The organism is Pseudomonas azotoformans, assembly GCF_001579805.1.
In the GTDB taxonomy this organism is placed as follows: Bacteria; Pseudomonadota; Gammaproteobacteria; order Pseudomonadales; family Pseudomonadaceae; genus Aquipseudomonas; species Aquipseudomonas azotoformans_A.
The window spans coordinates 251,689-273,935 of the sequence record NZ_CP014546.1 but is presented as its reverse complement, the minus strand read 5'-3'; the positions used below and the strand labels follow the sequence as shown (position 1 = coordinate 273,935).

General features: G+C 59.5%; 24 protein-coding genes and 1 pseudogene. 24 read left to right on the top strand and 1 reads right to left on the bottom strand.

The features are described from left to right. The first annotated feature begins 84 nt into the window (after window positions 1-84). The 6 genes from queA (at window position 85) to AYR47_RS01280 (ending at window position 6,157) form a co-directional block, all read left to right on the top strand. Window positions 85-1,134, top strand: a complete 1,050-nt coding sequence (queA, locus tag AYR47_RS01305) for a tRNA preQ1(34) S-adenosylmethionine ribosyltransferase-isomerase QueA (protein ID WP_033898643.1) — start codon at window positions 85-87, stop codon at window positions 1,132-1,134. Window positions 1,135-1,139: 5 nt separating this feature from the next. Further along, window positions 1,140-2,255, top strand: coding sequence for a tRNA guanosine(34) transglycosylase Tgt (gene tgt / locus AYR47_RS01300; RefSeq protein WP_167351273.1), 1,116 nt, complete (start codon window positions 1,140-1,142; stop codon window positions 2,253-2,255). Between the two features lie 43 nt (window positions 2,256-2,298). Then, window positions 2,299-2,637 (top strand): preprotein translocase subunit YajC, encoded by a 339-nt coding sequence (gene yajC / locus AYR47_RS01295; RefSeq protein ID WP_003175975.1) that lies wholly within the window; start codon window positions 2,299-2,301, stop codon window positions 2,635-2,637. Window positions 2,638-2,699: 62 nt separating this feature from the next. After that, on the top strand, window positions 2,700-4,568 hold the full coding sequence (gene secD / locus AYR47_RS01290) for a protein translocase subunit SecD (protein WP_033898641.1): 1,869 nt from the start codon (window positions 2,700-2,702) through the stop codon (window positions 4,566-4,568). A gap of 9 nt (window positions 4,569-4,577) precedes the next feature. Continuing rightward, window positions 4,578-5,492 (top strand): protein translocase subunit SecF, encoded by a 915-nt coding sequence (secF, locus tag AYR47_RS01285; RefSeq protein ID WP_028617853.1) that lies wholly within the window; start codon window positions 4,578-4,580, stop codon window positions 5,490-5,492. A 122-nt stretch (window positions 5,493-5,614) separates the two neighbouring features. Continuing rightward, a complete protein-coding gene (locus tag AYR47_RS01280; RefSeq protein ID WP_010207894.1) occupies window positions 5,615-6,157 on the top strand; it encodes a glycine zipper 2TM domain-containing protein in 543 nt (180 codons plus the stop codon). Window positions 6,158-6,214: 57 nt separating this feature from the next. Here AYR47_RS01280 and suhB read toward each other — a convergent pair whose 3' ends face one another. Further along, entirely contained in the window at window positions 6,215-7,030 is an 816-nt protein-coding gene (gene suhB, locus AYR47_RS01275) for a type III secretion system regulator SuhB (protein WP_003175971.1), read from the bottom strand. Window positions 7,031-7,175: 145 nt separating this feature from the next. Between suhB and trmJ the strand changes: the two genes are divergently transcribed. The 18 genes and pseudogenes from trmJ to bamB all read left to right on the top strand — a co-directional run bounded on the left by trmJ (window position 7,176) and on the right by bamB (window position 22,223). Beyond that, the gene (gene trmJ, locus AYR47_RS01270) at window positions 7,176-7,946 is read left to right on the top strand and encodes a tRNA (cytosine(32)/uridine(32)-2'-O)-methyltransferase TrmJ (RefSeq protein ID WP_016977661.1); all 771 of its coding nucleotides are present in this window, start codon (window positions 7,176-7,178) and stop codon (window positions 7,944-7,946) included. Between the two features lie 2 nt (window positions 7,947-7,948). Further along, window positions 7,949-8,732 (top strand): annotated as a pseudogene (cysE, locus tag AYR47_RS01265) (serine O-acetyltransferase). A 176-nt stretch (window positions 8,733-8,908) separates the two neighbouring features. After that, a complete protein-coding gene (gene iscR, locus AYR47_RS01260; RefSeq protein WP_003194020.1) occupies window positions 8,909-9,400 on the top strand; it encodes a Fe-S cluster assembly transcriptional regulator IscR in 492 nt (163 codons plus the stop codon). A gap of 50 nt (window positions 9,401-9,450) precedes the next feature. Further along, window positions 9,451-10,665 carry an IscS subfamily cysteine desulfurase gene (locus tag AYR47_RS01255; RefSeq protein WP_016971998.1) on the top strand — a complete coding sequence of 405 codons (1,215 nt, stop codon included), beginning with the start codon at window positions 9,451-9,453 and terminating at the stop codon, window positions 10,663-10,665. 99 nt (window positions 10,666-10,764) lie between these two features. Continuing rightward, entirely contained in the window at window positions 10,765-11,151 is a 387-nt protein-coding gene (gene iscU, locus AYR47_RS01250; RefSeq protein WP_028617851.1) for a Fe-S cluster assembly scaffold IscU, read from the top strand. A gap of 28 nt (window positions 11,152-11,179) precedes the next feature. Next, window positions 11,180-11,503: an iron-sulfur cluster assembly protein IscA gene (iscA, locus tag AYR47_RS01245; protein WP_003175963.1), complete on the top strand. Its 324-nt coding sequence runs from the start codon at window positions 11,180-11,182 to the stop codon at window positions 11,501-11,503. A gap of 8 nt (window positions 11,504-11,511) precedes the next feature. Continuing rightward, complete coding sequence (gene hscB / locus AYR47_RS01240) at window positions 11,512-12,033, top strand: co-chaperone HscB (protein ID WP_033898633.1); 522 nt, start codon at window positions 11,512-11,514, stop codon at window positions 12,031-12,033. A 53-nt stretch (window positions 12,034-12,086) separates the two neighbouring features. Further along, window positions 12,087-13,949 carry a Fe-S protein assembly chaperone HscA gene (gene hscA / locus AYR47_RS01235; RefSeq protein WP_033898631.1) on the top strand — a complete coding sequence of 621 codons (1,863 nt, stop codon included), beginning with the start codon at window positions 12,087-12,089 and terminating at the stop codon, window positions 13,947-13,949. A gap of 3 nt (window positions 13,950-13,952) precedes the next feature. Further along, entirely contained in the window at window positions 13,953-14,294 is a 342-nt protein-coding gene (gene fdx, locus AYR47_RS01230; RefSeq protein WP_015885743.1) for an ISC system 2Fe-2S type ferredoxin, read from the top strand. Window positions 14,295-14,308: 14 nt separating this feature from the next. Beyond that, a complete protein-coding gene (iscX, locus tag AYR47_RS01225) occupies window positions 14,309-14,509 on the top strand; it encodes a Fe-S cluster assembly protein IscX (RefSeq protein ID WP_016977667.1) in 201 nt (66 codons plus the stop codon). 92 nt (window positions 14,510-14,601) lie between these two features. Beyond that, window positions 14,602-15,027: a nucleoside-diphosphate kinase gene (ndk, locus tag AYR47_RS01220; protein ID WP_003175956.1), complete on the top strand. Its 426-nt coding sequence runs from the start codon at window positions 14,602-14,604 to the stop codon at window positions 15,025-15,027. Between the two features lie 29 nt (window positions 15,028-15,056). Next, on the top strand, window positions 15,057-16,205 hold the full coding sequence (gene rlmN, locus AYR47_RS01215; RefSeq protein WP_033898629.1) for a 23S rRNA (adenine(2503)-C(2))-methyltransferase RlmN: 1,149 nt from the start codon (window positions 15,057-15,059) through the stop codon (window positions 16,203-16,205). A gap of 12 nt (window positions 16,206-16,217) precedes the next feature. After that, entirely contained in the window at window positions 16,218-16,976 is a 759-nt protein-coding gene (pilW, locus tag AYR47_RS01210; protein ID WP_061433996.1) for a type IV pilus biogenesis/stability protein PilW, read from the top strand. Next, on the top strand, window positions 16,976-17,971 hold the full coding sequence (locus AYR47_RS01205) for a RodZ domain-containing protein (RefSeq protein WP_061433995.1): 996 nt from the start codon (window positions 16,976-16,978) through the stop codon (window positions 17,969-17,971). Before pilW ends, AYR47_RS01205 begins: the two co-directional genes overlap by 1 nt. A 2-nt stretch (window positions 17,972-17,973) precedes the next feature. Then, window positions 17,974-19,083: a flavodoxin-dependent (E)-4-hydroxy-3-methylbut-2-enyl-diphosphate synthase gene (gene ispG / locus AYR47_RS01200; protein WP_003175952.1), complete on the top strand. Its 1,110-nt coding sequence runs from the start codon at window positions 17,974-17,976 to the stop codon at window positions 19,081-19,083. A gap of 23 nt (window positions 19,084-19,106) precedes the next feature. Then, window positions 19,107-20,396 (top strand): histidine--tRNA ligase, encoded by a 1,290-nt coding sequence (gene hisS / locus AYR47_RS01195; RefSeq protein WP_061433994.1) that lies wholly within the window; start codon window positions 19,107-19,109, stop codon window positions 20,394-20,396. A gap of 41 nt (window positions 20,397-20,437) precedes the next feature. After that, a complete protein-coding gene (locus AYR47_RS01190) occupies window positions 20,438-21,079 on the top strand; it encodes a YfgM family protein (RefSeq protein WP_016977673.1) in 642 nt (213 codons plus the stop codon). Next, window positions 21,072-22,223 carry an outer membrane protein assembly factor BamB gene (gene bamB / locus AYR47_RS01185; RefSeq protein ID WP_061433993.1) on the top strand — a complete coding sequence of 384 codons (1,152 nt, stop codon included), beginning with the start codon at window positions 21,072-21,074 and terminating at the stop codon, window positions 22,221-22,223. Before AYR47_RS01190 ends, bamB begins: the two co-directional genes overlap by 8 nt. Window positions 22,224-22,247 lie beyond the last annotated feature (24 nt).

The following is a 22,247-nucleotide window of genomic DNA, read 5'->3' as shown; positions in this document are numbered from 1 at the left end:
GAGATTACCGTTGGTCAATCACCTTTCATGGTCAATTTTCACTATTTCCGCTAGACTTCCCGGCCCTGCTAGACGAACTCCATCATGCGCGTTGCTGACTTTACTTTTGAACTCCCTGATTCGCTGATCGCTCGCCATCCTTTGGCCGAGCGTCGCGCCAGTCGACTGCTGACCCTGGACGGGGTGAGTGGCGCCCTCGCACACCGTCAATTCACTGATTTGCTTGAGCATTTGCGCCCAGGCGATCTGATGGTGTTCAACAATACCCGGGTGATTCCGGCGCGGCTGTTTGGCCAGAAAGCTTCCGGTGGCAAGCTGGAAATTCTGGTGGAACGGGTGCTGGACAGTCATCGCGTACTGGCTCACGTGCGCTCCAGCAAGTCGCCGAAACCGGGTTCAAGCATCCTCATCGATGGCGGTGGCGAAGCCGAGATGGTGGCGCGTCATGATGCGCTGTTCGAACTCAAGTTTGCCGAAGAAGTACTGCCGCTGCTGGAGCGCGTCGGCCATATGCCGCTGCCGCCCTATATAGACCGCCCCGACGAAGACTCGGATCGCGAACGCTATCAGACGGTGTACTCCCAGCGCCTCGGCGCCGTTGCCGCGCCGACTGCGGGCCTGCACTTCGATCAGCCGCTGCTGGATGCGATTGCCGCCAAGGGCGTCGAGACCGCCTATGTGACCCTGCACGTGGGGGCCGGCACGTTTCAGCCGGTACGTGTGGATAACATCGAAGACCACCATATGCACAGCGAGTGGTTGGAAGTCAGCCAGGACGTCGTGGACGCTGTCGCGGCGTGCAAGGCGCGTGGCGGGCGAGTCGTCGCCGTGGGAACCACCAGCGTGCGTTCGTTGGAAAGCGCGGCCCGTGATGGCGTGCTCAAACCGTTCAGCGGCGACACCGATATCTTTATCTTCCCAGGCCGGCCCTTCCATGTGGTCGATTGCCTGGTGACCAACTTCCATTTGCCCGAATCCACGCTGTTGATGCTGGTGTCGGCATTTGCCGGTTATCCGGAAACCATGGCCGCTTATCAAGCCGCCATCGCCAACGAGTACCGTTTTTTCAGCTACGGTGATGCGATGTTTATCACCCGTAACCCGGCGCCACGCGGCCCAGAGGGAACCTTATGAGTCGTATGTCGTTTGAACTGCTTGCCACTGACGGCAAGGCCCGACGCGGTCGCCTGACCTTTCCGCGCGGCACCGTCGAGACCCCGGCTTTCATGCCGGTCGGCACCTACGGCACCGTTAAGGGCATGCTGCCGCGCGACATCGTTGCCACCGGCGCCGAGATCATCCTCGGTAACACCTTCCACCTGTGGCTGCGCCCGGGCACGGAAGTGATCAAGAAGCACGGCGACCTGCATGACTTCATGAAGTGGCAAGGCCCGATCCTGACCGACTCGGGTGGTTTCCAGGTGTTCAGCCTGGGCGCCATGCGCAAGATCAAGGAAGAGGGCGTGACCTTCGCCTCGCCGGTGGATGGTTCCAAGGTGTTCATGGGCCCGGAAGAGTCGATGCAGGTGCAGCGCGACCTGGGTTCCGACATCGTGATGATTTTCGACGAGTGCACGCCGTACCCGGCTGACGAAGATGTCGCGCGGATTTCGATGGAGTTGTCCCTGCGTTGGGCTCAGCGTTCGAAGAATGCCCACGGTGACAACACCGCTGCGCTGTTCGGTATCGTCCAGGGCGGCATGCACGAAAGCCTGCGCAAACGCTCGCTGGAAGGCTTGCACAAAATCGGCTTTGACGGCCTGGCCATCGGCGGTTTGTCGGTGGGCGAGCCCAAGCACGAAATGATCAAGGTGCTGGATTACCTGCCGGGCCTGATGCCGGCTGACAAACCTCGTTACCTTATGGGCGTTGGCAAACCGGAAGATCTCGTAGAGGGTGTGCGCCGCGGTGTGGACATGTTCGATTGCGTGATGCCAACCCGTAATGCCCGCAATGGGCATCTGTTCATCGATACAGGCGTGCTGAAGATCCGTAACGCGTTCCATCGCCATGATGATTCGCCGCTGGATCCCACCTGTGATTGCTACACCTGCCAGAACTTCTCCCGTGCTTATCTGCACCATCTGGACAAGTGTGGGGAAATGCTGGGTAGCATGTTGAATACCATCCACAATTTGCGTCACTACCAAGTCCTGATGGCTGGTTTGCGCGAGGCTATTCAACAGGGTACATTGGCCGCCTTCGTCGATGCCTTCTATGCCAAGCGCGGGCTTCCTGTGCCGCCCTTGGACTGAGTTTTCCGACCCTAAGATTCACTATTTGCAACTGGAGTGCTAAATGAGCTTTTTTATCTCTAACGCCATGGCTGATGCCGCTGCGCCTGCTGCTGCCGGCCCTATGGGCGGTGGTTTCGAGTGGATTTTCCTGGTCGGCTTCCTGGTCATCTTCTACCTGATGATCTGGCGTCCACAGGCCAAGCGCGCCAAAGAGCAGAAAAACCTGCTGGGCAGCCTGCAGAAAGGTGATGAAGTTGTGACCACCGGCGGCATCGCTGGCAAGATCACCAAGGTTTCCGATGCTTTCGTGGTTCTGGAAGTTTCCGACACCGTAGAAATGAAGTTCCAGAAGGGCGCCATCGCCGCCACGCTGCCAAAAGGCACGCTCAAAGCGATCTGAGTAACAACCTTTACCAATCGACGGGGCGCGCAAGGCGCCCCGCGTTATAAGCGGGCGGCGTGATGCTGAACAAATACCCTCTGTGGAAATACGTACTGATCCTGGCGGTGCTGGCGATCGGTTTTATTTATTCCGCTCCCAATCTCTATCCTGATGACCCGGCGATCCAGATCACTGGCGCCAGCACTTCGCTGCAGGTCAATCAGGCCGATCTGGAACGCGCGAGCAAAGCGCTCGTTGACGCGGGTATCCAGGTCAAGGCGGCAACCTTGGCGGCTGATGCGAAGGGCGGTTTGCTGCGCCTGACCAAGGCAGAAGACCAATTGCCGGCCAAAGATGTGGTGCGCAAGGCCATGGGTGACGACTATGTGGTCGCGCTCAACCTGGCACAGACCACGCCTACCTGGCTGCGCAAGATCGGCGCGCACCCAATGAAGCTGGGTCTGGACTTGTCCGGTGGTGTGCACTTCCTGCTGGAAGTCGACATGGACAAGGCCCTCGACGCGCGCCTGAAGGTCTACGAAGGTGACGTGAAGAGCCTGCTGCGTAAAGAGCGCCTGCGTTATCGCAGCCTGCCGCAGCTCAACGGTGCCATCCAGCTGGGCTTCTCTGACGAAGCATCCCGCGAACAGGCCCGTGCGCTGATCCGCAAGAACTTCAACGATTTCGACATCGTACCGGCCGACCTCAACGGTCAACCTGTACTGCGTCTGGCGATGACCCCGGCGAAGCTGGCGGAAATCCGCGAATACTCCATCAAGCAGAACTTGACCACGGTCCGTAACCGCGTCAACGAACTGGGCGTGGCCGAGCCGATCGTTCAACGCCAGGGTGCCAACCGCATCGTGGTTGAGCTGCCGGGCGTACAGGACACCGCTGAAGCCAAGCGTATCCTGGGTAAAACCGCCAACCTGGAATTCCGTCTGGCGGCTGAGCCGGGTGCTACCCGCGCCACTGCCGAAGAGTTCGAGTTCCGCGAAGGTAACCGTCCCCCTGCGTTGATCGAGCGTGGCTTGATCATCACCGGTGACCAGGTGACCGACGCCAAGGCTGGTTTTGGCGAGCACGGTACCCCTGAAGTGAACATCCGTCTGGATGGCCATGGTGGCGAACTGATGAGCCGCGCTACGCGCAGCAACGTCGGTCGCAGCATGGCGGTGATCTTCATCGAGCAACGCCCGGTGACCACCTACACCAAGCAGATGGTCAACGGCGTCGAGAAAGACGTGCCGGTACAGACCTTCAAGGAAGAGAAGAAGATCATCAGCCTGGCGACCATCCAGTCGCCTCTGGGTGCTCAATTCCGTATCACCGGCCTGAACGGCCAGGGCGAATCCTCGGAACTGGCGCTGCTGCTGCGTGCCGGTGGCCTGGCTGCCCCGATGTACTTCGCTGAAGAACGTACCATCGGTCCGAGCCTGGGTGCCGACAACATCACCAAGGGTATCGACGCGGCCTTGTGGGGCATGCTGTTCGTGTCCCTGTTCATCATCGCCATCTACCGCTTCTTCGGCATCATCGCCACCGTGGCCCTGGCGGGCAACATGGTGATGCTGCTGGCTCTGATGTCGCTGCTGGGCGCTACGCTGACCCTGCCAGGTATCGCCGGTATCGTACTCACCATGGGTATGGCGGTAGACGCCAACGTACTGATCTTCTCGCGGATCCGTGAAGAGATCGCGGCGGGCATGACCGTACAGCGTGCAATCAACGAAGGCTTCGGCCGGGCATTTACCGCGATTCTCGACTCCAACCTGACCACACTGTTGGTCGGCGGGATTCTCTTTGCCATGGGCACCGGCCCGGTCAAAGGTTTTGCGGTGACCATGTCCCTCGGTATCTTTACCTCGATGTTCACGGCCATCATGGTGACCCGCGCAATGGTCAACCTGATCTTTGGCGGGCGTGACTTCAAGAAGTTGTGGATTTAAGGGGCTGCCATGTTACGTACAATCAACTTCATGGGCGTTCGCAACGTTGCGTTCGGCGTCACCGTGCTCCTTACCGTTCTGGCGTTGTTCAGCTGGTTCCATAAGGGCCTGAACTACGGTCTGGACTTCACCGGCGGTACGCTCATCGAGCTGACCTACGAGAAGCCGGCCGATGTGACCCTGGTGCGCAACGAGCTGGTCAAGGCCGGCTATCACGAAGCCATCGTGCAGAGTTTTGGTGCGACCACCGACCTGCTGGTGCGTATGCCTGGCGAAGACCCGCAACTGGGTCACCAGGTAGCCGAGGCCTTGCAGAAGGTCGGCGGCGACAACCCGGCGTCGGTTAAGCGTGTTGAATTCGTGGGTCCGCAGGTCGGTGAAGAGCTGCGCGACCAGGGCGGCCTCGGCATGCTGATGGCTCTGGTCGGCATCATGATCTACCTGGCCTTCCGCTTTCAGTGGAAGTTCGGTGTCGGCGCCATTGTGTCGCTGATTCACGACGTGATCGTGACCGTGGGTATCCTGGCGTACTTCCAGATCACGTTCGACCTGACCGTACTGGCGGCCGTGCTGGCGATCATTGGTTACTCCCTCAACGACACCATCGTGGTATTTGACCGGGTTCGTGAGAACTTCCGTGTACTGCGCAAGGCGTCGCTGATCGAGAACATCAACGTCTCGACCACACAGACCCTGCTGCGGACCATGGCGACGTCGATCTCCACCTTGCTGGCGATCGCTGCGTTGATGATCTTCGGTGGCGACAACCTGTGGGGCTTCTCCCTGGCGCTGTTCATCGGCGTTCTGGCGGGCACCTACTCGTCGATCTACATCGCCAACGTGGTGTTGATCTGGCTGAACCTGAACAGCGAAGACCTGATTCCTCCGGCCAGCACTGGCAAGGAGGTTGACGACCGTCCTTGATGGGCGTTTGTTGATCGGCTGTGACAAGAAAGGCGTGAGTATTGAACTCGCGCCTTTTTTTTTGCTCCAAGGCTGGGTATAGCGCGGACGTTTGGTCCGCTTGTGATGGTCAGGAGGTTCACGTGAACAAGTCGTTGCTGGTTGGTGCGGTATTGGGTGCTGTCGGTGTGACTGCCGGGGGTGCTGTTGCCACCTACAGCCTGGTAAAAAGCGGCCCTGAGTATGCGCAAGTGCTGGCGGTGCAGCCGGTTAAAACCCAGATTAAAACTCCCCGTGAGGTCTGCAAGGACGTCACCGTGACCCGGCAGCGTCCGGTGCAGGATCAGCATCAAATCGCCGGTACGGTCGTAGGCGCCCTGGCGGGTGGCTTGCTGGGCAACCAGATCGGTGGTGGTAATGGCAAGAAGCTGGCGACTGTAGCCGGCGCGGTGGGTGGCGGTTACGCCGGTAACAAGGTTCAGGAAGGCATGCAGAACCGTGATACCTACACCACCACGCAAACCCGTTGTAACACCGTTAACGACATCAGTGACAAAGTGGTCGGGTATGACGTGCGTTACAACCTGGATGGCAAGGAAGGTTCGGTGCGTATGGAGCGCGACCCAGGCAGCCAGATTCCAGTCGACAAAGAAGGTCGTCTGATCCTGGGTCAGAATCAGCAGTAACCGGTTCTACAGGCATAAAAAAAGCACCCCTTGGGGTGCTTTTTTGTGCTCGCTCGCTTAGCGCTTCAGCGAAGCCGGCAGGTGTGGCTGGATCGCCGTCAGGACTGCCTTGAAGCATTTGGTGTTGCCGGCAACCACGTGGCCTTTCTCAAGGAAATCGTGACCACCGGTGAAGTCGCTCACCAAGCCGCCCGCTTCCTGGATCAGCAGGGCGCCCGCAGCCATGTCCCACTCGGACAGACCCGACTCCCAGAACGCATCGAAGCGACCAGCGGCAACGTAAGCCAGGTCCAGGCTCGCTGCGCCCGCGCGACGGATGCCAGCAGTCTGGCCAACCAGAGCGCGGAACATGCCCAGGTAGTTTTCCAGGTTGTCCATCTGGTCATCACGGAATGGGAAGCCGGTGCCCAGCAGGGCGCCGTCCAGGCTGGTGCGACCGCTGACGCGCAGGCGACGTCCATTCAACTGGGCGCCACGGCCACGGCTGGCGGTGAATTCTTCCTGGCGAACTGGGTCCAGAACCACGGCGTGTTCCAGGCGACCACGGTATTTGCACGCAATGCTCACGGCAAAGTGCGGGATGCCGCGCAGGAAGTTGGTGGTGCCATCCAGTGGGTCGATGATCCACAGGTAGTCTTCGCCTTCACCGCTGCCTTTGTGCAGGCCGGTTTCTTCGCCGAGGATGCCGTGAGTAGGGTAGGCCTTGCGCAGCGCGTCGATGATTTTCTGTTCGGCGGCGCGATCCACCTCGGATACATAATCCTTGGCGTCTTTTTCGTCGACCTTGATGGTATCCAGGCGCTCGATGGAGCGGAAGATCAATTCACTGGCGCTGCGGGCGGCGCGCAGCGCGATATTCAGCATGGGCTGCATGGATGTGTCACCTAAGGTTGTTAAAGAAAGCCGAGCATTCTAGCAGAAACTTTCTTCAGGTGAAGGACGACGTTAGCTTTCATGGCATAACCTTAGGCTGTTCTGTAAGATTTGCTCCCCTTTCCCGTGTCCGAGAGCGCCTCCCTTGCTGCAAAACATTCGTGTCGTCTTGGTCAATACCAGTCATCCCGGCAACATCGGCGGGGTGGCGCGAGCCATGAAAAACATGGGGCTGACGCGCCTGGTGCTGGTTGACCCGCGCGTGTTCCCGCACCACGAGGCCGATGCCCGCGCATCCGGCGCCAATGACCTCCTTGAAAAAGCCCAGGTCGTCGCCACTTTGGAAGATGCCTTGGTCGGCTGCAACCTGGTGCTCGGCACCAGTGCCCGCGACCGTCGTATCCCCTGGCCCTTGCTGGATCCGCGTGAGTGCGGCACCAAAGTGGTCGAGGAGGCTGCCGGCGGCGCTGAAATCGCCTTGGTCTTTGGCCGTGAAGACTCCGGCCTGACCAATGAAGAGCTGCAGCGATGTCATTACCACGTGCATATCCCATCAGACCCTGAGTTCAGCTCGCTGAACCTCGGGGCGGCGGTGCAGGTGTTGACTTACGAAGTGCGCATGGCTTGGCTGGCCGCTGCGGGTCAGCCGAGTAAGGTAGAGAAGGAAGAGGTCGCGTCGACCAAAAGTGGCGAGTTGGCCACCATGGACGAGCTGGAGCGGTTCTATGAACACCTGGAGCAAACCCTGGTGGCCATTGAGTTCCTCGATCCGGAAAAGCCACGGCACTTGATGGCACGCCTGCGTCGTCTTTACGGGCGCAGCTCGGTCAGCCGGGCGGAAATGAATATATTGCGTGGCATCCTCACGGAAACCCAGAAAGCGGCCCGTGGCGAGCTTCTTAAGCGGAAGGATTAAAAATGTTCGAGCGTTTGCGAGAAGATATCCAGAGTGTTTTCCACCGTGACCCGGCGGCGCGCAATGCCTTTGAAGTGCTGACCTGCTACCCAGGCATGCACGCCATCTGGATCCATCGCCTGTCCGGCGCCTTGTGGGGCATGGGCTGGAAATGGCTGGCGCGGTTAGTGTCGAACTTCGGTCGCTGGCTGACTGGGATCGAGATTCATCCAGGCGCCAAGGTCGGCCGTCGCTTCTTCATCGACCATGGCATGGGCATCGTGATTGGCGAGACTGCCGAGATCGGCGATGACGTAACCCTTTACCAGGGCGTGACGCTTGGCGGCACCAGTTGGAACAAGGGCAAGCGCCACCCAACCTTGGGTGATGGCGTGGTGGTAGGGGCGGGTGCCAAGGTGCTTGGGCCCGTTCACCGTCGGCGCGGGCGCCAAGGTCGGCTCCAATGCGGTAGTAACCAAAGCTGTGCCGCCGGGTGCAACCGTTGTGGGTATTCCTGGGCGGATCATCGTCAAGCCGGAAGTTGGCGACGAGCAGGAAGCCAAGCGCAAGGCCATGGCTGAGAAGATTGGCTTCGATGCCTATGGCGTCAGCGAAGACATGCCCGACCCTGTGGCGCGCGCCATTGGCCAGTTGCTTGATCACCTGCAAGCGGTCGACGGTAAGCTGGATGGTATGTGCGGTGCGTTGAAAGACCTGGGTAGCCCGTATTGCGCCAAAGATCTGCCTGAGTTGCGCGAAGAAGACTTCGCCGAGATCAAGGACGAAGCCTCCACCAAGGCGGGCTAAGTGTTTGCTGTTGATCGGCGCAGCCCCGGTTGCGCTGGTCGATCCCGCCCCATCCTGCTATGATTCGCGCGCCCTTTTTACGGGTAATCCTGACTAAAGTACTAGGTCTTATAGTTGACTTAAATACTCGGGAATCGCATACTTGCCCCCATTCTGAAACACCTTGGTACTTGTCCATGAGACTGACTACAAAAGGCCGATACGCGGTGACTGCCATGCTCGACCTGGCTTTGCATGCGCAAACTGGGCCGGTGTCCCTGGCCGATATCTCCGAGCGCCAAGGCATTTCCCTGTCCTATCTCGAGCAACTGTTCGCCAAATTGCGCCGTAGCAACCTGGTTTCCAGTGTTCGCGGCCCAGGCGGCGGCTATCAGTTGTCCCGCGATATGCAGGGTATCCAAGTGGCTCAGGTGATCGACGCGGTCAACGAATCCGTCGACGCTACCAAATGCCAGGGCCTGGGTGACTGCCACGCCGGCGACACCTGCCTCACACACCACCTGTGGTGTGACTTGAGCCTGCAGATCCATGAGTTTTTGAGTGGTATCAGCTTGGCTGATCTTGTGACTCGCCGTGAGGTGCAAGAAGTAGCCCAGCGTCAGGACCAGCGCCGTTGCAACACCAAGGCGCCGCGTCTGGACAAGATCGAAGCGTCCGCCGTCGAGTGACAGCCGAAGAGCTAACGGCACGCCAGCCAGCCTGATTTAGGAGAAAGTCCATGAAATTGCCGATTTACCTTGATTACTCAGCGACCACCCCGGTTGATCCGCGTGTCGCGCAAAAGATGAGCGAATGCCTGCTGGTTGACGGAAACTTCGGTAACCCGGCCTCCCGTTCCCACGTATTTGGCTGGAAAGCCGAGGAAGCGGTCGAGAACGCTCGTCGCCAGGTTGCTGACCTGGTTGGCGCAGACCCGCGTGAAATCGTCTGGACCTCCGGTGCTACCGAGTCTGACAACCTGGCTATCAAGGGCGCGGCGCATTTCTACGCGACCAAGGGCAAACACCTGATCACCACCAAGATTGAGCACAAGGCTGTCCTCGACACCATGCGCCAACTGGAACGTGAAGGTTTCGAGGTCACCTACCTCGAGCCAACCACCGACGGTATCGTCACCCCGGCCATGATCGAAGCGGCCCTGCGTGAAGACACCATCCTGGTTTCCGTGATCCACGTGAACAACGAAATCGGCACCATCAACGACATCGCGGCCATCGGCGAGCTGACTCGCTCGAAGGGCATCCTGCTGCACGTCGACGCTGCTCAGTCCACCGGCAAGGTCGACATTGACCTGTCGAAGCTGAAAGTCGACCTGATGTCGTTCTCTGCCCACAAGACCTACGGCCCTAAAGGCATCGGCGCCCTGTACGTGAGCCGCAAGCCTCGCGTGCGCATCGAAGCCACCATGCACGGCGGCGGTCACGAGCGAGGCATGCGTTCGGGCACCCTGGCGACCCACCAGATCGTCGGCATGGGCGAAGCCTTCCGCGTAGCCAAGGAAGACATGGCTGCCGAAAACATCCGCATCAAAGCCCTGAGCGACCGCTTCTACAAGCAGGTCGAAGGCCTTGAAGAGCTGTACATCAACGGCAGCATGACCGCCCGTGTACCGCACAACCTGAATTTGAGCTTCAACTACGTTGAAGGCGAGTCGCTGATCATGGCGCTCAAGGACCTGGCGGTTTCGTCCGGTTCGGCCTGCACCTCGGCGTCCCTTGAGCCTTCGTACGTACTGCGCGCCCTGGGCCGCAACGACGAACTGGCACACAGCTCGATCCGCTTTACGTTCGGCCGCTTCACCACCGAAGAACAAGTCGATTACGCCGCGCAGAAAGTCTGCGAAGCCGTCAACAAGCTGCGCGTTCTGTCGCCGCTGTGGGACATGTACAAAGACGGCGTCGATATTTCCAAGATCGAGTGGGCGGCACACTAACTATAGAAGCCGCCACCCCAGCTCTGTAGCAACGTGGCGGAAAACGCAGGCGTTTCTACAGGGTTCCAGAGCGGCCCTGATGAGTGAGGATTCAGTACCATGGCTTACAGCGAAAAGGTCATCGACCACTACGAAAACCCGCGTAACGTCGGCAAGATGGACGCGGAAGACCCAGATGTCGGCACCGGCATGGTCGGCGCCCCGGCCTGCGGCGATGTGATGCGCCTGCAGATCAAGGTCAACGACGCTGGCGTTATCGAAGACGCCAAGTTCAAGACCTACGGCTGCGGTTCGGCCATCGCCTCCAGCTCTCTGGCGACCGAATGGATGAAAGGCAAGACCCTGGATGAGGCTGTCACCATCAGCAACACCCAGCTGGCCGAAGAACTGGCCCTGCCGCCAGTGAAAATCCACTGCTCGGTACTCGCAGAAGACGCTATCAAGGCGGCCGTTCGCGACTACAAGCAGAAGAAAGGCTTGATCTAAGCATTTGGCGACGAGTAAGGAGTCAACGATGGCTATCAGCATGACAGAAGCGGCTGCACAGCACATTCGCCGCTCCCTGAATGGGCGCGGTAAAGGTGAGGGGATTCGCTTGGGTGTTCGCACCACAGGCTGCTCCGGCCTTGCCTACGTGCTGGAGTTTGTCGACGAGGTGGTGGCGGAAGACCAGGTGTTCGAAAGTCACGGCGAGAAAGTGATCATCGACCCTAAAAGCCTGACCTACCTGGACGGCACCGAACTCGATTTCGTCAAGGAAGGGTTGAACGAAGGCTTCAAGTTCAACAACCCCAACGTGCGCGGTGAATGTGGCTGCGGCGAAAGCTTCAACATCTGAGGCTATTCGTGGGTACTCCTTGTCATTTCGCTTTATTCGAGCTGCAGCCGAGTTTTCGCCTGGACCTTGAGCAGCTTGCCACGCGCTACCGAGAATTGGCGCGTGGGGTGCATCCAGACCGTTTTGCTGACGCCTCCGAGCGTGAGCAGCGCGTTGCTCTGGAGAAGTCGGCCAGCCTCAACGAGGCCTATCAGACCCTGAAAAATCCGCCCAAGCGCGCGCGTTATCTGCTCGCGATGAACGGTGGAGAGTTGCCGCTGGAAGTCACCGTTCACGATCCCGACTTCCTGATGCAGCAGATGCAGTGGCGCGAAGAGCTCGAAGAGTTGCAGGACGAAGCCGATCTTGCCGGCGTCGCGGTCTTCAAGCGTCGTCTGAAAACGGCCCAGGATGAGCTCAACGAAAGCTTCGCAGCCTGTTGGGATGATGCCGCGCAACGTGAACAGGCCGAACGCCTGATGCGGCGCATGCAGTTCCTCGACAAGCTCACCTACGAAGTGCGCCAGCTAGAAGAGCGCCTCGACGATTAACCCCGTGTGCTGCCCGTGATGCACGCCTGATAGACAGATAAGACCTGATTACCATGGCCCTACTGCAAATCGCCGAACCCGGCCAAAGCCCTCAACCGCACCAGCGTCGCCTGGCGGTCGGGATTGACCTGGGCACCACCAATTCCCTGGTTGCTGCCTTGCGCAGCGGCCTGTCCGAGCCGTTGCCCGACGCTGACGGCCAGGTGATCCTGCCGTCTGCCGTGCGCTACCACGCCGATCGCACTGAAGTCGGTGAGTCGGCCAAGCTGGCGGCGTCGACTGATCCTCTGAATACCGTGCTGTCGGTCAAGCGCTTGATGGGTCGTGGTCTGTCCGACGTCAAGCAATTGGGCGACCAGCTGCCGTATCGCTTTGTCGGCGGTGAATCCCACATGCCGTTCATCGACACCATCCAGGGCCCGAAAAGCCCGGTGGAAGTGTCGGCCGATATCCTCAAGGTACTGCGTCAGCGCGCGGAAAAAACCCTGGGTGGCGAACTGGTTGGTGCGGTGATCACCGTTCCGGCTTATTTCGATGACGCGCAGCGCCAAGCCACCAAGGATGCGGCGAAACTCGCCGGCCTGAACGTGCTGCGCCTGCTCAACGAACCGACTGCGGCGGCCGTGGCTTATGGCCTCGACCAGCACGCAGAAGGTCTGGTCGCTATTTACGACCTCGGCGGCGGCACCTTTGATATTTCGATCCTTCGCCTGACCGGCGGTGTGTTTGAAGTGTTGGCCACCGGCGGCGACAGCGCCCTGGGCGGCGATGACTTCGACCACGCTATCGCTGGCTGGATCATCACCAGTGCCGGTCTGTCCGCCGACCTGGACCCCGGCGCGCAGCGCAATCTGCTGCAAACCGCCTGCGCCGCCAAAGAAGCGCTGACTGAGGCTGCAACCGTTGAAGTTTCCTACGGCACCTGGTCGGCCCAACTGACGCGCGAAGCCTTTGATGCGTTGATCGAACCGATGGTTGCCCGCAGCCTGAAAGCTTGCCGCCGTGCCGTGCGTGACTCCGGTATCGAGCTGGAAGACGTCGGCGCCGTGGTCATGGTCGGTGGCTCCACCCGTGTGCCGCGCGTGCGTGAAGCCGTTGCTGAAGCGTTCGGTCGCCAGCCGCTGACTGAAATCGACCCGGATCAAGTGGTCGCCATTGGCGCTGCGATCCAGGCCGATACCCTGGCCGGCAACAAGCGCGATGGCGGCGAATTGCTGCTGCTCGACGTGATTCCGCTGTCCTTGGGACTGGAAACCATGGGCGGCTTGATGGAGAAGGTGATTCCACGCAACACCACCATCCCCGTCGCCCGCGCCCAGGACTTCACTACGTACAAAGATGGCCAGACGGCCATGATGATCCACGTGCTGCAAGGCGAGCGCGAGCTGATCAGCGACTGCCGCTCCCTGGCGCGTTTTGAACTGCGCGGTATCCCGGCGATGGTCGCGGGTGCGGCGAAGATCCGCGTGACCTTCCAGGTCGACGCCGACGGCCTGTTGAATGTGGCCGCGCGTGAGCTGGGTTCAGGCGTTGAGGCGAGCATCCAGGTCAAGCCGTCCTACGGTCTCACCGACGGTGAAATCGCCAAAATGCTCAAAGACTCGTTCCAGTATGCCGGTGACGACAAGGTCGCACGTGTATTGCGTGAGCAGCAAGTCGACGCCCAGCGCCTGCTCGAAGCGGTGCAGGGCGCCCTGGATGCTGACGGCGAGCGCCTGTTGGATGCCGAAGAGCGCATGGTCATCGACCTGCAGATGCAGGAACTGGCCGAACTGATGAAAGGCGACGATGGTTATGCCATTGAGCAACAGACCAAGCGTCTGTCGCAAGTGACCGATGCTTTTGCCGCCCGTCGTATGGACCAGACGGTCAAAGCCGCCCTGGCGGGACGCAACCTGAATGAAATCGAGGAATAATTAATGCCGCAGGTCATTTTTCTGCCACACGCCGAGCATTGCCCGGACGGTATGGTCGTGGAGGCTGAGACCGGCAAGTCCATCCTCGAAGTTGCCCATGACAACCACATCGAGATCGAAAGCGCCTGCGGCGGTGTGTGCGCTTGCACCACGTGCCACTGCGTCATCCGAGAGGGCTTCAACAGCCTTGAAGAGGCTGATGAGCTGGAAGAGGACTTTCTCGACCGCGCATGGGGCCTGGAGGCGACTTCGCGTCTAAGCTGTCAGGCAAAGGTCGGCACGGAAGACATCACTGTCGAAATTCCGAAATATTCCCTCAACCACGCCGCCGAAGCGCCGCATTGATTCAAGGAAGTGTCATGAGTCTTAAATGGGTTGATGTGCAAGAGATCGCTATCCTGTTGGCGGATGCCAACCCGGATCTGGATCCTTACTCCCTGAACTTTGTAGCTTTGCGTGACATGGTCATGGCGTTGCCAGGGTTCGAAGATGAGCGTGATCGCGGCGGTGAGAAGGTTCTGGAAGCTATCCAGACTGCCTGGAAAGAAGAACAGGACTGACGCCTCCCTTTACGCAGTTAGGCAATACCCAATAACCCGCGTATAATTCGCGGGTTTAATTTTTCGTAAATTACCGTTTCTGGAGTTACACCATGGCTGTTCAACGTACTTTCTCCATCATCAAGCCTGACGCTGTTGCAAAAAACGTCATCGGCGAGATCACCACTCGTTTCGAAAAAGCCGGCCTGAAGGTTGTAGCTTCGAAACTCAAGCAACTGTCCAAGGCTGAAGCTGAAGGCTTCTACGCTGAGCACAGCGCTCGTGGTTTCTTCGGCGACCTGGTTGCCTTCATGATCTCCGGTCCTGTTGTTGTTCAGGTTCTGGAAGGCGAAAACGCTATCGCTCTGAACCGTGAGCTGATGGGCGCTACCAACCCTAAAGAAGCGGCTGCTGGCACTATCCGTGCTGACTTCGCTGAATCCATCGACGCCAACGCTGTACACGGCTCGGACTCCGAAGCTGCCGCTGCTCGCGAAATCTCGTACTTTTTCGCTGCTACTGAAGTAACCGCTCGCTAAGCATCGGCTTAAAGAGTGAGGGTGAATCCATGACTACATCGACTGTTAAAACCAACCTGCTGGGTCTGACTCAGCCGGAAATGGAGAAATTCTTCGACTCAATCGGGGAGAAGCGTTTCCGTGCCGGTCAGGTAATGAAATGGATTCACCATTTTGGCGTCGATGATTTCGATGCCATGACGAACGTCAGCAAGGCCCTGCGCGACAAGCTCAAGGCCATTGCTGAAGTGCGTGGTCCCGAAGTCGTCAGCGAGGACATCTCCACCGATGGCACCCGTAAATGGGTGGTGCGCGTGGCGTCCGGCAGCTGCGTCGAGACCGTGTACATTCCCCAGGGCAAGCGCGGCACCTTGTGCGTTTCGTCCCAGGCAGGCTGTGCCCTGGACTGCAGTTTCTGCTCCACCGGCAAGCAAGGCTTCAATAGCAACCTCACCGCCGCCGAAGTGATCGGCCAGGTGTGGATTGCCAACAAATCCTTTGGCAGCGTCCCGGCGACCGTCGACCGTGCCATCACCAACGTGGTGATGATGGGCATGGGTGAGCCGCTGCTGAACTTCGACAACGTCATTGCGGCCATGCACCTGATGATGGACGACCTGGGCTACGGCATCTCCAAGCGCCGTGTAACCCTATCGACCTCCGGCGTGGTGCCGATGATCGATGAGCTGGCCAAGCACATCGACGTCTCCCTGGCGTTGTCGCTGCATGCACCGAATGACGCATTGCGTAACCAATTGGTGCCAATCAACAAGAAGTATCCGCTTAAGATGCTGCTCGAATCTTGCCAGCGTTACATGGCGACCTTGGGCGAAAAACGCGTGTTGACCATTGAGTACACCATGCTCAAGGACATCAACGACAAGGTCGAACACGCGATCGAGATGATCGAGTTGCTCAAGAACACCCCGTGCAAGATCAACCTGATTCCGTTTAACCCGTTTCCACATTCTGGCTACGAGCGGCCGAGCAACAACGCTATCCGCCGTTTCCAGGATCAACTGCACCAGGCCGGCTACAACGTCACCGTCCGCACCACCCGTGGTGAAGACATTGATGCCGCCTGTGGCCAATTGGTCGGGCAGGTGATGGACCGTACCCGCCGCAGCGAACGGTATATCGCCGGGCGTGAGTTGAACGCCGCCGACGATCTGCCGCTGATTGCTGTGAATCGAATCTGAGAGAGGATCTCTATGCCCTTGCGCCTTGCGCTGCTTTTGCTTGTTACCGGTCTTGCGGCCGGTTGTGTTTCATCGGGCCATGAGAGCCCTTTGCAAACTGGTAAAGGCCGTGACGAGGCGCGGGTTGCCTATGTGCAACTGGGCTTGGGTTACCTGCAACAAGGCATGAGCGAGCAAGCCAAGGTGCCGTTGAAGAAGGCCCTGGAGCTGGACAGCGACGATGCCGACGCCAATGGCGCACTGGCCCTGGTGTTCCAGGCCCAGGCCGAGCCTGAACTGGCCGAACAGTATTTCCGCAAGGCCTTGGCCTCCCGTCCTGCCGACCCGCGACTGCTGAACAATTACGGCAGCTTTCTGTTCGAGCGGAAACGATATGACCAGGCCGCCCTTTATTTCCAGCAAGCCAGCGCCGATACCCTCTATCCTGAGCGTTCGCGGGTGTTCGAGAACCTTGGGGTGACCTCGATGCGCCTCGGTCAGCGCGACAGCGCCCGCCAGCAACTGGAAAAAGCCCTGCATTTGAACGGTCGCCAGCCTCGGGCGTTGCTCGAAATGGCTGAGTTATCCTTTGATGACAGGCATTATGTGCCGGCACGTGACTATTACGAGCGTTTTAGCCTGCTCAGCGGGCAAAATGCACGTAGTCTATTGCTCGGTGTGCGCCTGGCGACGGTTCATGAAGAACGCGACACGGCCGCACGTTTTGGCCAGCAACTCGAACGACTCTATCCCGGTACGCCGGAATATCAGCAATACCTGTCGGAGCAATGATGAAAGCGGCGCACCCGGAAGTTGTAGCAGCTAATCGCGTAAACCCAGGCGACACCTTGCGTCAGGCCCGCGAAAGCAATGGTTGGTCGCTGGCGGAAGTGGCCCTCAAGCTCAATTTGACCACGACGTCCCTGGGCAACCTGGAAGCTGGCGCGTTCGATAAGCTGCCTGGGCACACCTTTGCCCGCGGCTATATCCGCGCCTACGCTAAATTGCTGGGGATCGACCAGGCCATACTGGTCCAGGAGTTCGACCAATTCACCGGCACCGACTCCCAGGGCAGCAATGTCCACGGCCTGGGGCGTATCGAAGAGCCAGTGCGGGTTTCCCACACGATTTTGCGCATTGTCAGCCTGTTGCTGCTGATCGCGGTCATTGGTGGCGGTTTCGTCTGGTGGCAAGACCAGACCTCCCAGCGCACCAAGGACCTGACCAGCAATGCCATGGAGCACGTCGAAGTCGAAAGCGCCGACGGCACCACTCAGATTCATCCGCTGGATGAGCCTGAAGACCAGGCGGTTGCCGAAAGCCAGGCTGCACCTGAAGCGCCGGTTGCCACCGAGCAGCCAGCACCGGAAACCGCGCCAGCCGCGACCGCTGCTGTACCGGCACCTGCGACGCCAACTGCGCCGGCCCACACTCCGGCTGCCCCGGTTGCTCAGGCCCATACCCCGGCCGCACCCGTGCAGACGCCGACAACTACGCCGACAGCCCCTGCGATTTCCCCGCCCACCACCCCAGCGTTGATCGCCGGTGATGGGCGTGTACAGATTACCTTCGTCGCTGACTGCTGGACGCAAGTCACCGATGGCAACGGCAAAGTGCTGTTCAGCGGTCTGAAGCGTAAGGGAGATACGCTCGATCAGGGCGGCAAGCCTCCTTTGACGCTGCGTCTGGGCTTTGCCCGTGGCGCGCAAGTGGCCTACAACGGCCAGCCTGTGGACGTGGCGCCGTTCACCAGTGGCGAGACCGCTCGCCTGAAGTTGGGACAATAGTCATGCACGGCGAATCTCCAATCAAACGTCGCGTATCGCGCAAGATCTGGGTCGGCTCGGTGCCGGTGGGTGGCGACGCCCCCATCGCGGTACAAAGCATGACCAACAGCGACACCAATGACGTGGCCGCCACCGTTGCCCAGATCAATCGTCTGGAAGCTGCGGGCGTGGACATCGTGCGCGTCTCCGTGCCAGACATGGACGCTGCCGAAGCTTTTGGCCGCATCAAGCAACTGGTCAAGGTGCCATTGGTTGCCGACATTCACTTCGACTACAAGATCGCTTTGCGCGTGGCCGAACTGGGTGTGGACTGCCTGCGTATCAACCCGGGCAACATCGGTCGTGAAGACCGTGTGCGTGCAGTGGTTGATGCTGCCCGCGACCGTGGTATTCCAATCCGTATCGGCGTCAACGCCGGTTCCCTGGAAAAAGACCTGCAAAAGAAATACGGCGAACCGACTCCGGCGGCGCTGGTTGAATCGGCGCTGCGCCATGTTGAACACCTTGAACGCCTGAATTTCCAGGACTTCAAGGTCAGCGTAAAGGCCTCCGACGTGTTCATGGCAGTAGAAGCCTACCGCCTGTTGGCCAAGGAAATCGTGCAGCCGCTGCACCTGGGTATCACTGAAGCAGGCGGTTTACGCTCAGGCACAGTGAAATCTGCGGTGGGTCTCGGTATGCTGCTCGCCGAAGGGATTGGCGATACCATCCGCATCTCGCTGGCAGCAGACCCTGTAGAGGAAGTGAAAGTCGGTTACGACATTCTCAAATCCCTGCGTTTGCGTTCCCGTGGCATCAATTTCATTGCCTGCCCGAGCTGCTCGCGGCAGAACTTCGACGTGGTGAAAACCATGAACGATCTGGAATTGCGCCTTGAAGACCTGCTGGTGCCGCTGGATGTTGCGGTGATCGGCTGTGTGGTCAACGGGCCGGGTGAGGCCAAAGAGGCCCATGTGGGCCTGACCGGTGGTACGCCGAACCTGATCTACATCGACGGCAAGCCGTCGCAGAAGTTGACGAATGACAATCTGGTGGATGAGCTGGAAAAGCTGATCCGCGAGAAAGCGGCCGAAAAGGTCGCGGCTGACGCAGCGCTGATCGCGCGCGGCTGATTGAACGAATTTAAGGATTTGATGTGAGCAAGTCTCTGCAAGCCATTCGTGGCATGAACGACATCCTGCCGGAACAGACGCCGCTGTGGCGCTATTTCGAGGGCACTGTCGCGCGCCTGCTGGATAACTACGGTTACAAGCAGATCCGCATGCCGATCGTCGAGTTCACCGAGCTGTTCAAACGCTCCATCGGTGAAGTGACCGACATCGTCGAAAAAGAGATGTACACCTTTGAAGACCGCAACGGCGACTCCCTGACCCTGCGTCCGGAAGGCACTGCCGCCTGCGTTCGCGCTGTGCTTGAGCATGGCCTCACCGGTGCCGGCCAGCCGCAGAAGTTGTGGTACATCGGCCCGATGTTCCGTCACGAACGTCCACAGAAAGGCCGTTATCGCCAGTTTCACCAGATCGGCCTGGAAGTGTTCAACATCGACGGCCCGGACATCGACGCCGAGCTGATCGTGCTGACCTGGCGCCTGTGGGGCCTGTTGGGCATCCGCGACGCGGTCAAGCTTGAACTCAACAGCCTGGGCACCAGCGAATCCCGTGGTCGCTACAAAGTGGCCCTGGTTGAGTACCTGTCCGCCCACCTGGACAAGTTGGACGAAGACAGCCAGCGCCGTCTGAAGACCAACCCGTTGCGCGTCCTCGATACCAAGAACGCCGACACCCAGGCCGTGCTGATCAACGCGCCGAAAATGGCTGATTACCTGGACGATGAGTCCCGTATCCACTTCGAGGGCCTCAAGGCTCGTCTGGAAGCGGCCGGTATTCCGTTCGTGATCAACACCAAGCTGGTACGCGGCCTCGACTACTACAGCAAGACCGTATTCGAATGGGTCACCGACAAACTCGGCGCCCAGGGCACCGTGTGTGCCGGTGGCCGTTACGACGGCCTGGTCGAGCAGATGGGCGGCAAGCCGACCACGGGCGTGGGCTTCGCCATGGGCATCGAGCGGCTGATCCTGCTGCTGGAAACCCTGGAGCAGGTCCCGGAAGAGATCGCCCGTCAGGTGGACGTGTACCTCTGCGCCTTTGGCGAGGCCGCCGAACTGGCTGCCCTGGCCCTGAGCGAAAAGGTCCGCGACCAACTGCCAAACCTGCGCCTGCAGGTCAATGCCGGTGCCGGCAGCTTCAAGAGCCAATTCAAGAAGGCCGACAAGAGCGGTGCGCTGTATGCGCTGATCCTCGGCGAAGACGAACTGGCCCAGCAAGTGATAGGTTTCAAACCCCTGCGTGGCCAGGGCGAGCAACAGAACATTGCCTTTGATGCGCTCGCTGCGCACTTGGCCACCTGCGTTGTGCAGGGTTGAAGCTGTCGAACAGCCGAATTTAGCGATTAAGGAGTATTGGGGTGTCGAGTTCTGATGATGATCAACTGGCCGAGTTCAAGGACTGGTGGCAGCGTAACGGCAAGCCCCTGGTTACTGGCGGTCTGCTGGCTTTAGTGGTGGTGTTCGGCTGGCAAGCCTGGACCAAGTATCAGGCCAACCAGTCCCAAGGCGCCTCGATCCTCTATCAGCAATTGCTGGAAACCACCCTGACGCCGGACGGTAAGCCCGATCCTGCGCAGGTTGCAGACCTGGCCGGTAAGCTGAAGAACGAATTCGGCGGTAGCACCTACGCCCAATACGGCAGCCTGTTCGTCGCGAAAGTCGCGGTCGACACCGGCAAGCTGGACGACGCCGCTGCAGAGCTGAAGGCTATCGCCGACAAGCCGACCAACCCGACCCTGGGTGAAATCGCACGTCAGCGCCTGGCTCAGGTACTGGCGGCACAGAACAAGGCCGACGAAGCACTCAAACTGCTCGACGGCGATGCTGACAAGGCATTTGTAGCCACTCGCGAAGAGCTCAAGGGCGACCTGTTGGTCCAATTGGGTCGTACCGACGAAGCCAATGCTGCGTACCAAAAAGCCAAGGCGGCGCTGTCTGATGAAGCAGCGGTCGGTGGCTTACAAATCAAGCTGGACGACTTGGCCAAAGGGGATGCGTGACGTGATCCGTTGGAAACATGCAGCATTGCTGGCTCTGGCCGTTCTGGCCGCGGGTTGCAGCAGCAACAGTAAAAAAGAACTGCCTCCGGCCGAGCTGACCAGCTTCAAGGAAGAAGTGATCCTGCAAAAGCAGTGGAGCCGCTCCATCGGTGACGGTCAGGGCGAAACCTACAACATGTTGGTTCCGGCAATCGACGGTGACAACATTGTGGCCGCTGACGTGACCGGCGTTGTGATCTCCATGGATCGCATGAACGGTGACGTGAAGTGGAAGAAAGACCTCGAATTGCCAGTCTCTGGCGCCGTCGGCGTGGGTTACGGCATGGTGATGCTCGGCACGCTGAAAGGCGAAGTCGTGGCCCTGGACTCCAGCACCGGTGAAGAGAAATGGCGCGCTCGCGTGACCAGTGAAGTCCTCGCACCGCCTGCTACCAACGGCGATATCGTCGTGGTGCAAACCCAGGACGATCGTGTAATCGGCCTCGACGCCAGCACCGGCGAACAGCGTTGGTTGTACGACAGCACTCCAGCGGTGCTGACCTTGCGCGGTACCAGTGGTCCGATTGTGACCAACAATCTGGCCGTTGCAGGTCTGTCGACCGGTAAAGTGGTCGCCCTGGATACCCAGAACGGCGTGCCGGCCTGGGAAACCCGTGTGGCCATCCCGCAAGGTCGTTCCGAGCTGGACCGTGTAGTGGACATCGACGGCGGCCTGCTGCTGTCCGGTGAAACCCTCTACGTCGCTACGTACCAGGGCCGTGTTGCGGCACTGGACCTGCAGAGCGGCCGTGTGAACTGGCAGCGTGATGCTTCCAGCTACGCCGGTGTCGCCCAAGGGTTTGGCAGCGTCTATGTAAGCCTGGCGTCCGGCACCGTTGAAAGTGTCGACGAACGCTCTACTACCGCGCTGTGGAGCAACGACTCCCTGGCTCGCCGTCAACTGTCGGCACCGGAAGTGTTCTCCAGCTACGTCGCAGTCGGTGACTTCGAAGGCTACCTGCACCTGCTGAGCCAAGTGGACGGTCGCTTCGTAGGTCGCGAGCGTATCGACAGCGACGGCCTGCGTGCGCGTCCGCTGGTCGTGGGTAACATGCTTTATGTGTTTGGCAACAGCGGCAAGCTGGAAGCCCTGACCATCAAGTAAGAACTATGCTTGGGGTAACACCCA

Excerpts from the sequence above, each read along its gene's own strand:
- AYR47_RS01205 (WP_061433995.1), top strand. The coding sequence starts at position 16,976 with ATGAAAGCGGCGCACCCGGAAGTTGTAGCAGCTAATCGCGTAAACCCA.
- tgt (WP_167351273.1), top strand. The coding sequence starts at position 1,140 with ATGTCGTTTGAACTGCTTGCCACTGACGGCAAGGCCCGACGCGGTCGC.
- iscA (WP_003175963.1), top strand. The coding sequence starts at position 11,180 with ATGGCTATCAGCATGACAGAAGCGGCTGCACAGCACATTCGCCGCTCC.
- ispG (WP_003175952.1), top strand. The coding sequence starts at position 17,974 with ATGCACGGCGAATCTCCAATCAAACGTCGCGTATCGCGCAAGATCTGG.
- iscX (WP_016977667.1), top strand. The coding sequence starts at position 14,309 with ATGAGTCTTAAATGGGTTGATGTGCAAGAGATCGCTATCCTGTTGGCG.
- rlmN (WP_033898629.1), top strand. The coding sequence starts at position 15,057 with ATGACTACATCGACTGTTAAAACCAACCTGCTGGGTCTGACTCAGCCG.
- iscR (WP_003194020.1), top strand. The coding sequence starts at position 8,909 with ATGAGACTGACTACAAAAGGCCGATACGCGGTGACTGCCATGCTCGAC.
- AYR47_RS01255 (WP_016971998.1), top strand. The coding sequence starts at position 9,451 with ATGAAATTGCCGATTTACCTTGATTACTCAGCGACCACCCCGGTTGAT.
- iscU (WP_028617851.1), top strand. The coding sequence starts at position 10,765 with ATGGCTTACAGCGAAAAGGTCATCGACCACTACGAAAACCCGCGTAAC.
- suhB (WP_003175971.1), bottom strand. The coding sequence starts at position 7,030 with ATGCAGCCCATGCTGAATATCGCGCTGCGCGCCGCCCGCAGCGCCAGT.
- hscA (WP_033898631.1), top strand. The coding sequence starts at position 12,087 with ATGGCCCTACTGCAAATCGCCGAACCCGGCCAAAGCCCTCAACCGCAC.
- fdx (WP_015885743.1), top strand. The coding sequence starts at position 13,953 with ATGCCGCAGGTCATTTTTCTGCCACACGCCGAGCATTGCCCGGACGGT.
- secF (WP_028617853.1), top strand. The coding sequence starts at position 4,578 with ATGTTACGTACAATCAACTTCATGGGCGTTCGCAACGTTGCGTTCGGC.
- yajC (WP_003175975.1), top strand. The coding sequence starts at position 2,299 with ATGAGCTTTTTTATCTCTAACGCCATGGCTGATGCCGCTGCGCCTGCT.
- secD (WP_033898641.1), top strand. The coding sequence starts at position 2,700 with ATGCTGAACAAATACCCTCTGTGGAAATACGTACTGATCCTGGCGGTG.
- pilW (WP_061433996.1), top strand. The coding sequence starts at position 16,218 with ATGCCCTTGCGCCTTGCGCTGCTTTTGCTTGTTACCGGTCTTGCGGCC.
- ndk (WP_003175956.1), top strand. The coding sequence starts at position 14,602 with ATGGCTGTTCAACGTACTTTCTCCATCATCAAGCCTGACGCTGTTGCA.
- queA (WP_033898643.1), top strand. The coding sequence starts at position 85 with ATGCGCGTTGCTGACTTTACTTTTGAACTCCCTGATTCGCTGATCGCT.
- bamB (WP_061433993.1), top strand. The coding sequence starts at position 21,072 with ATGCGTGACGTGATCCGTTGGAAACATGCAGCATTGCTGGCTCTGGCC.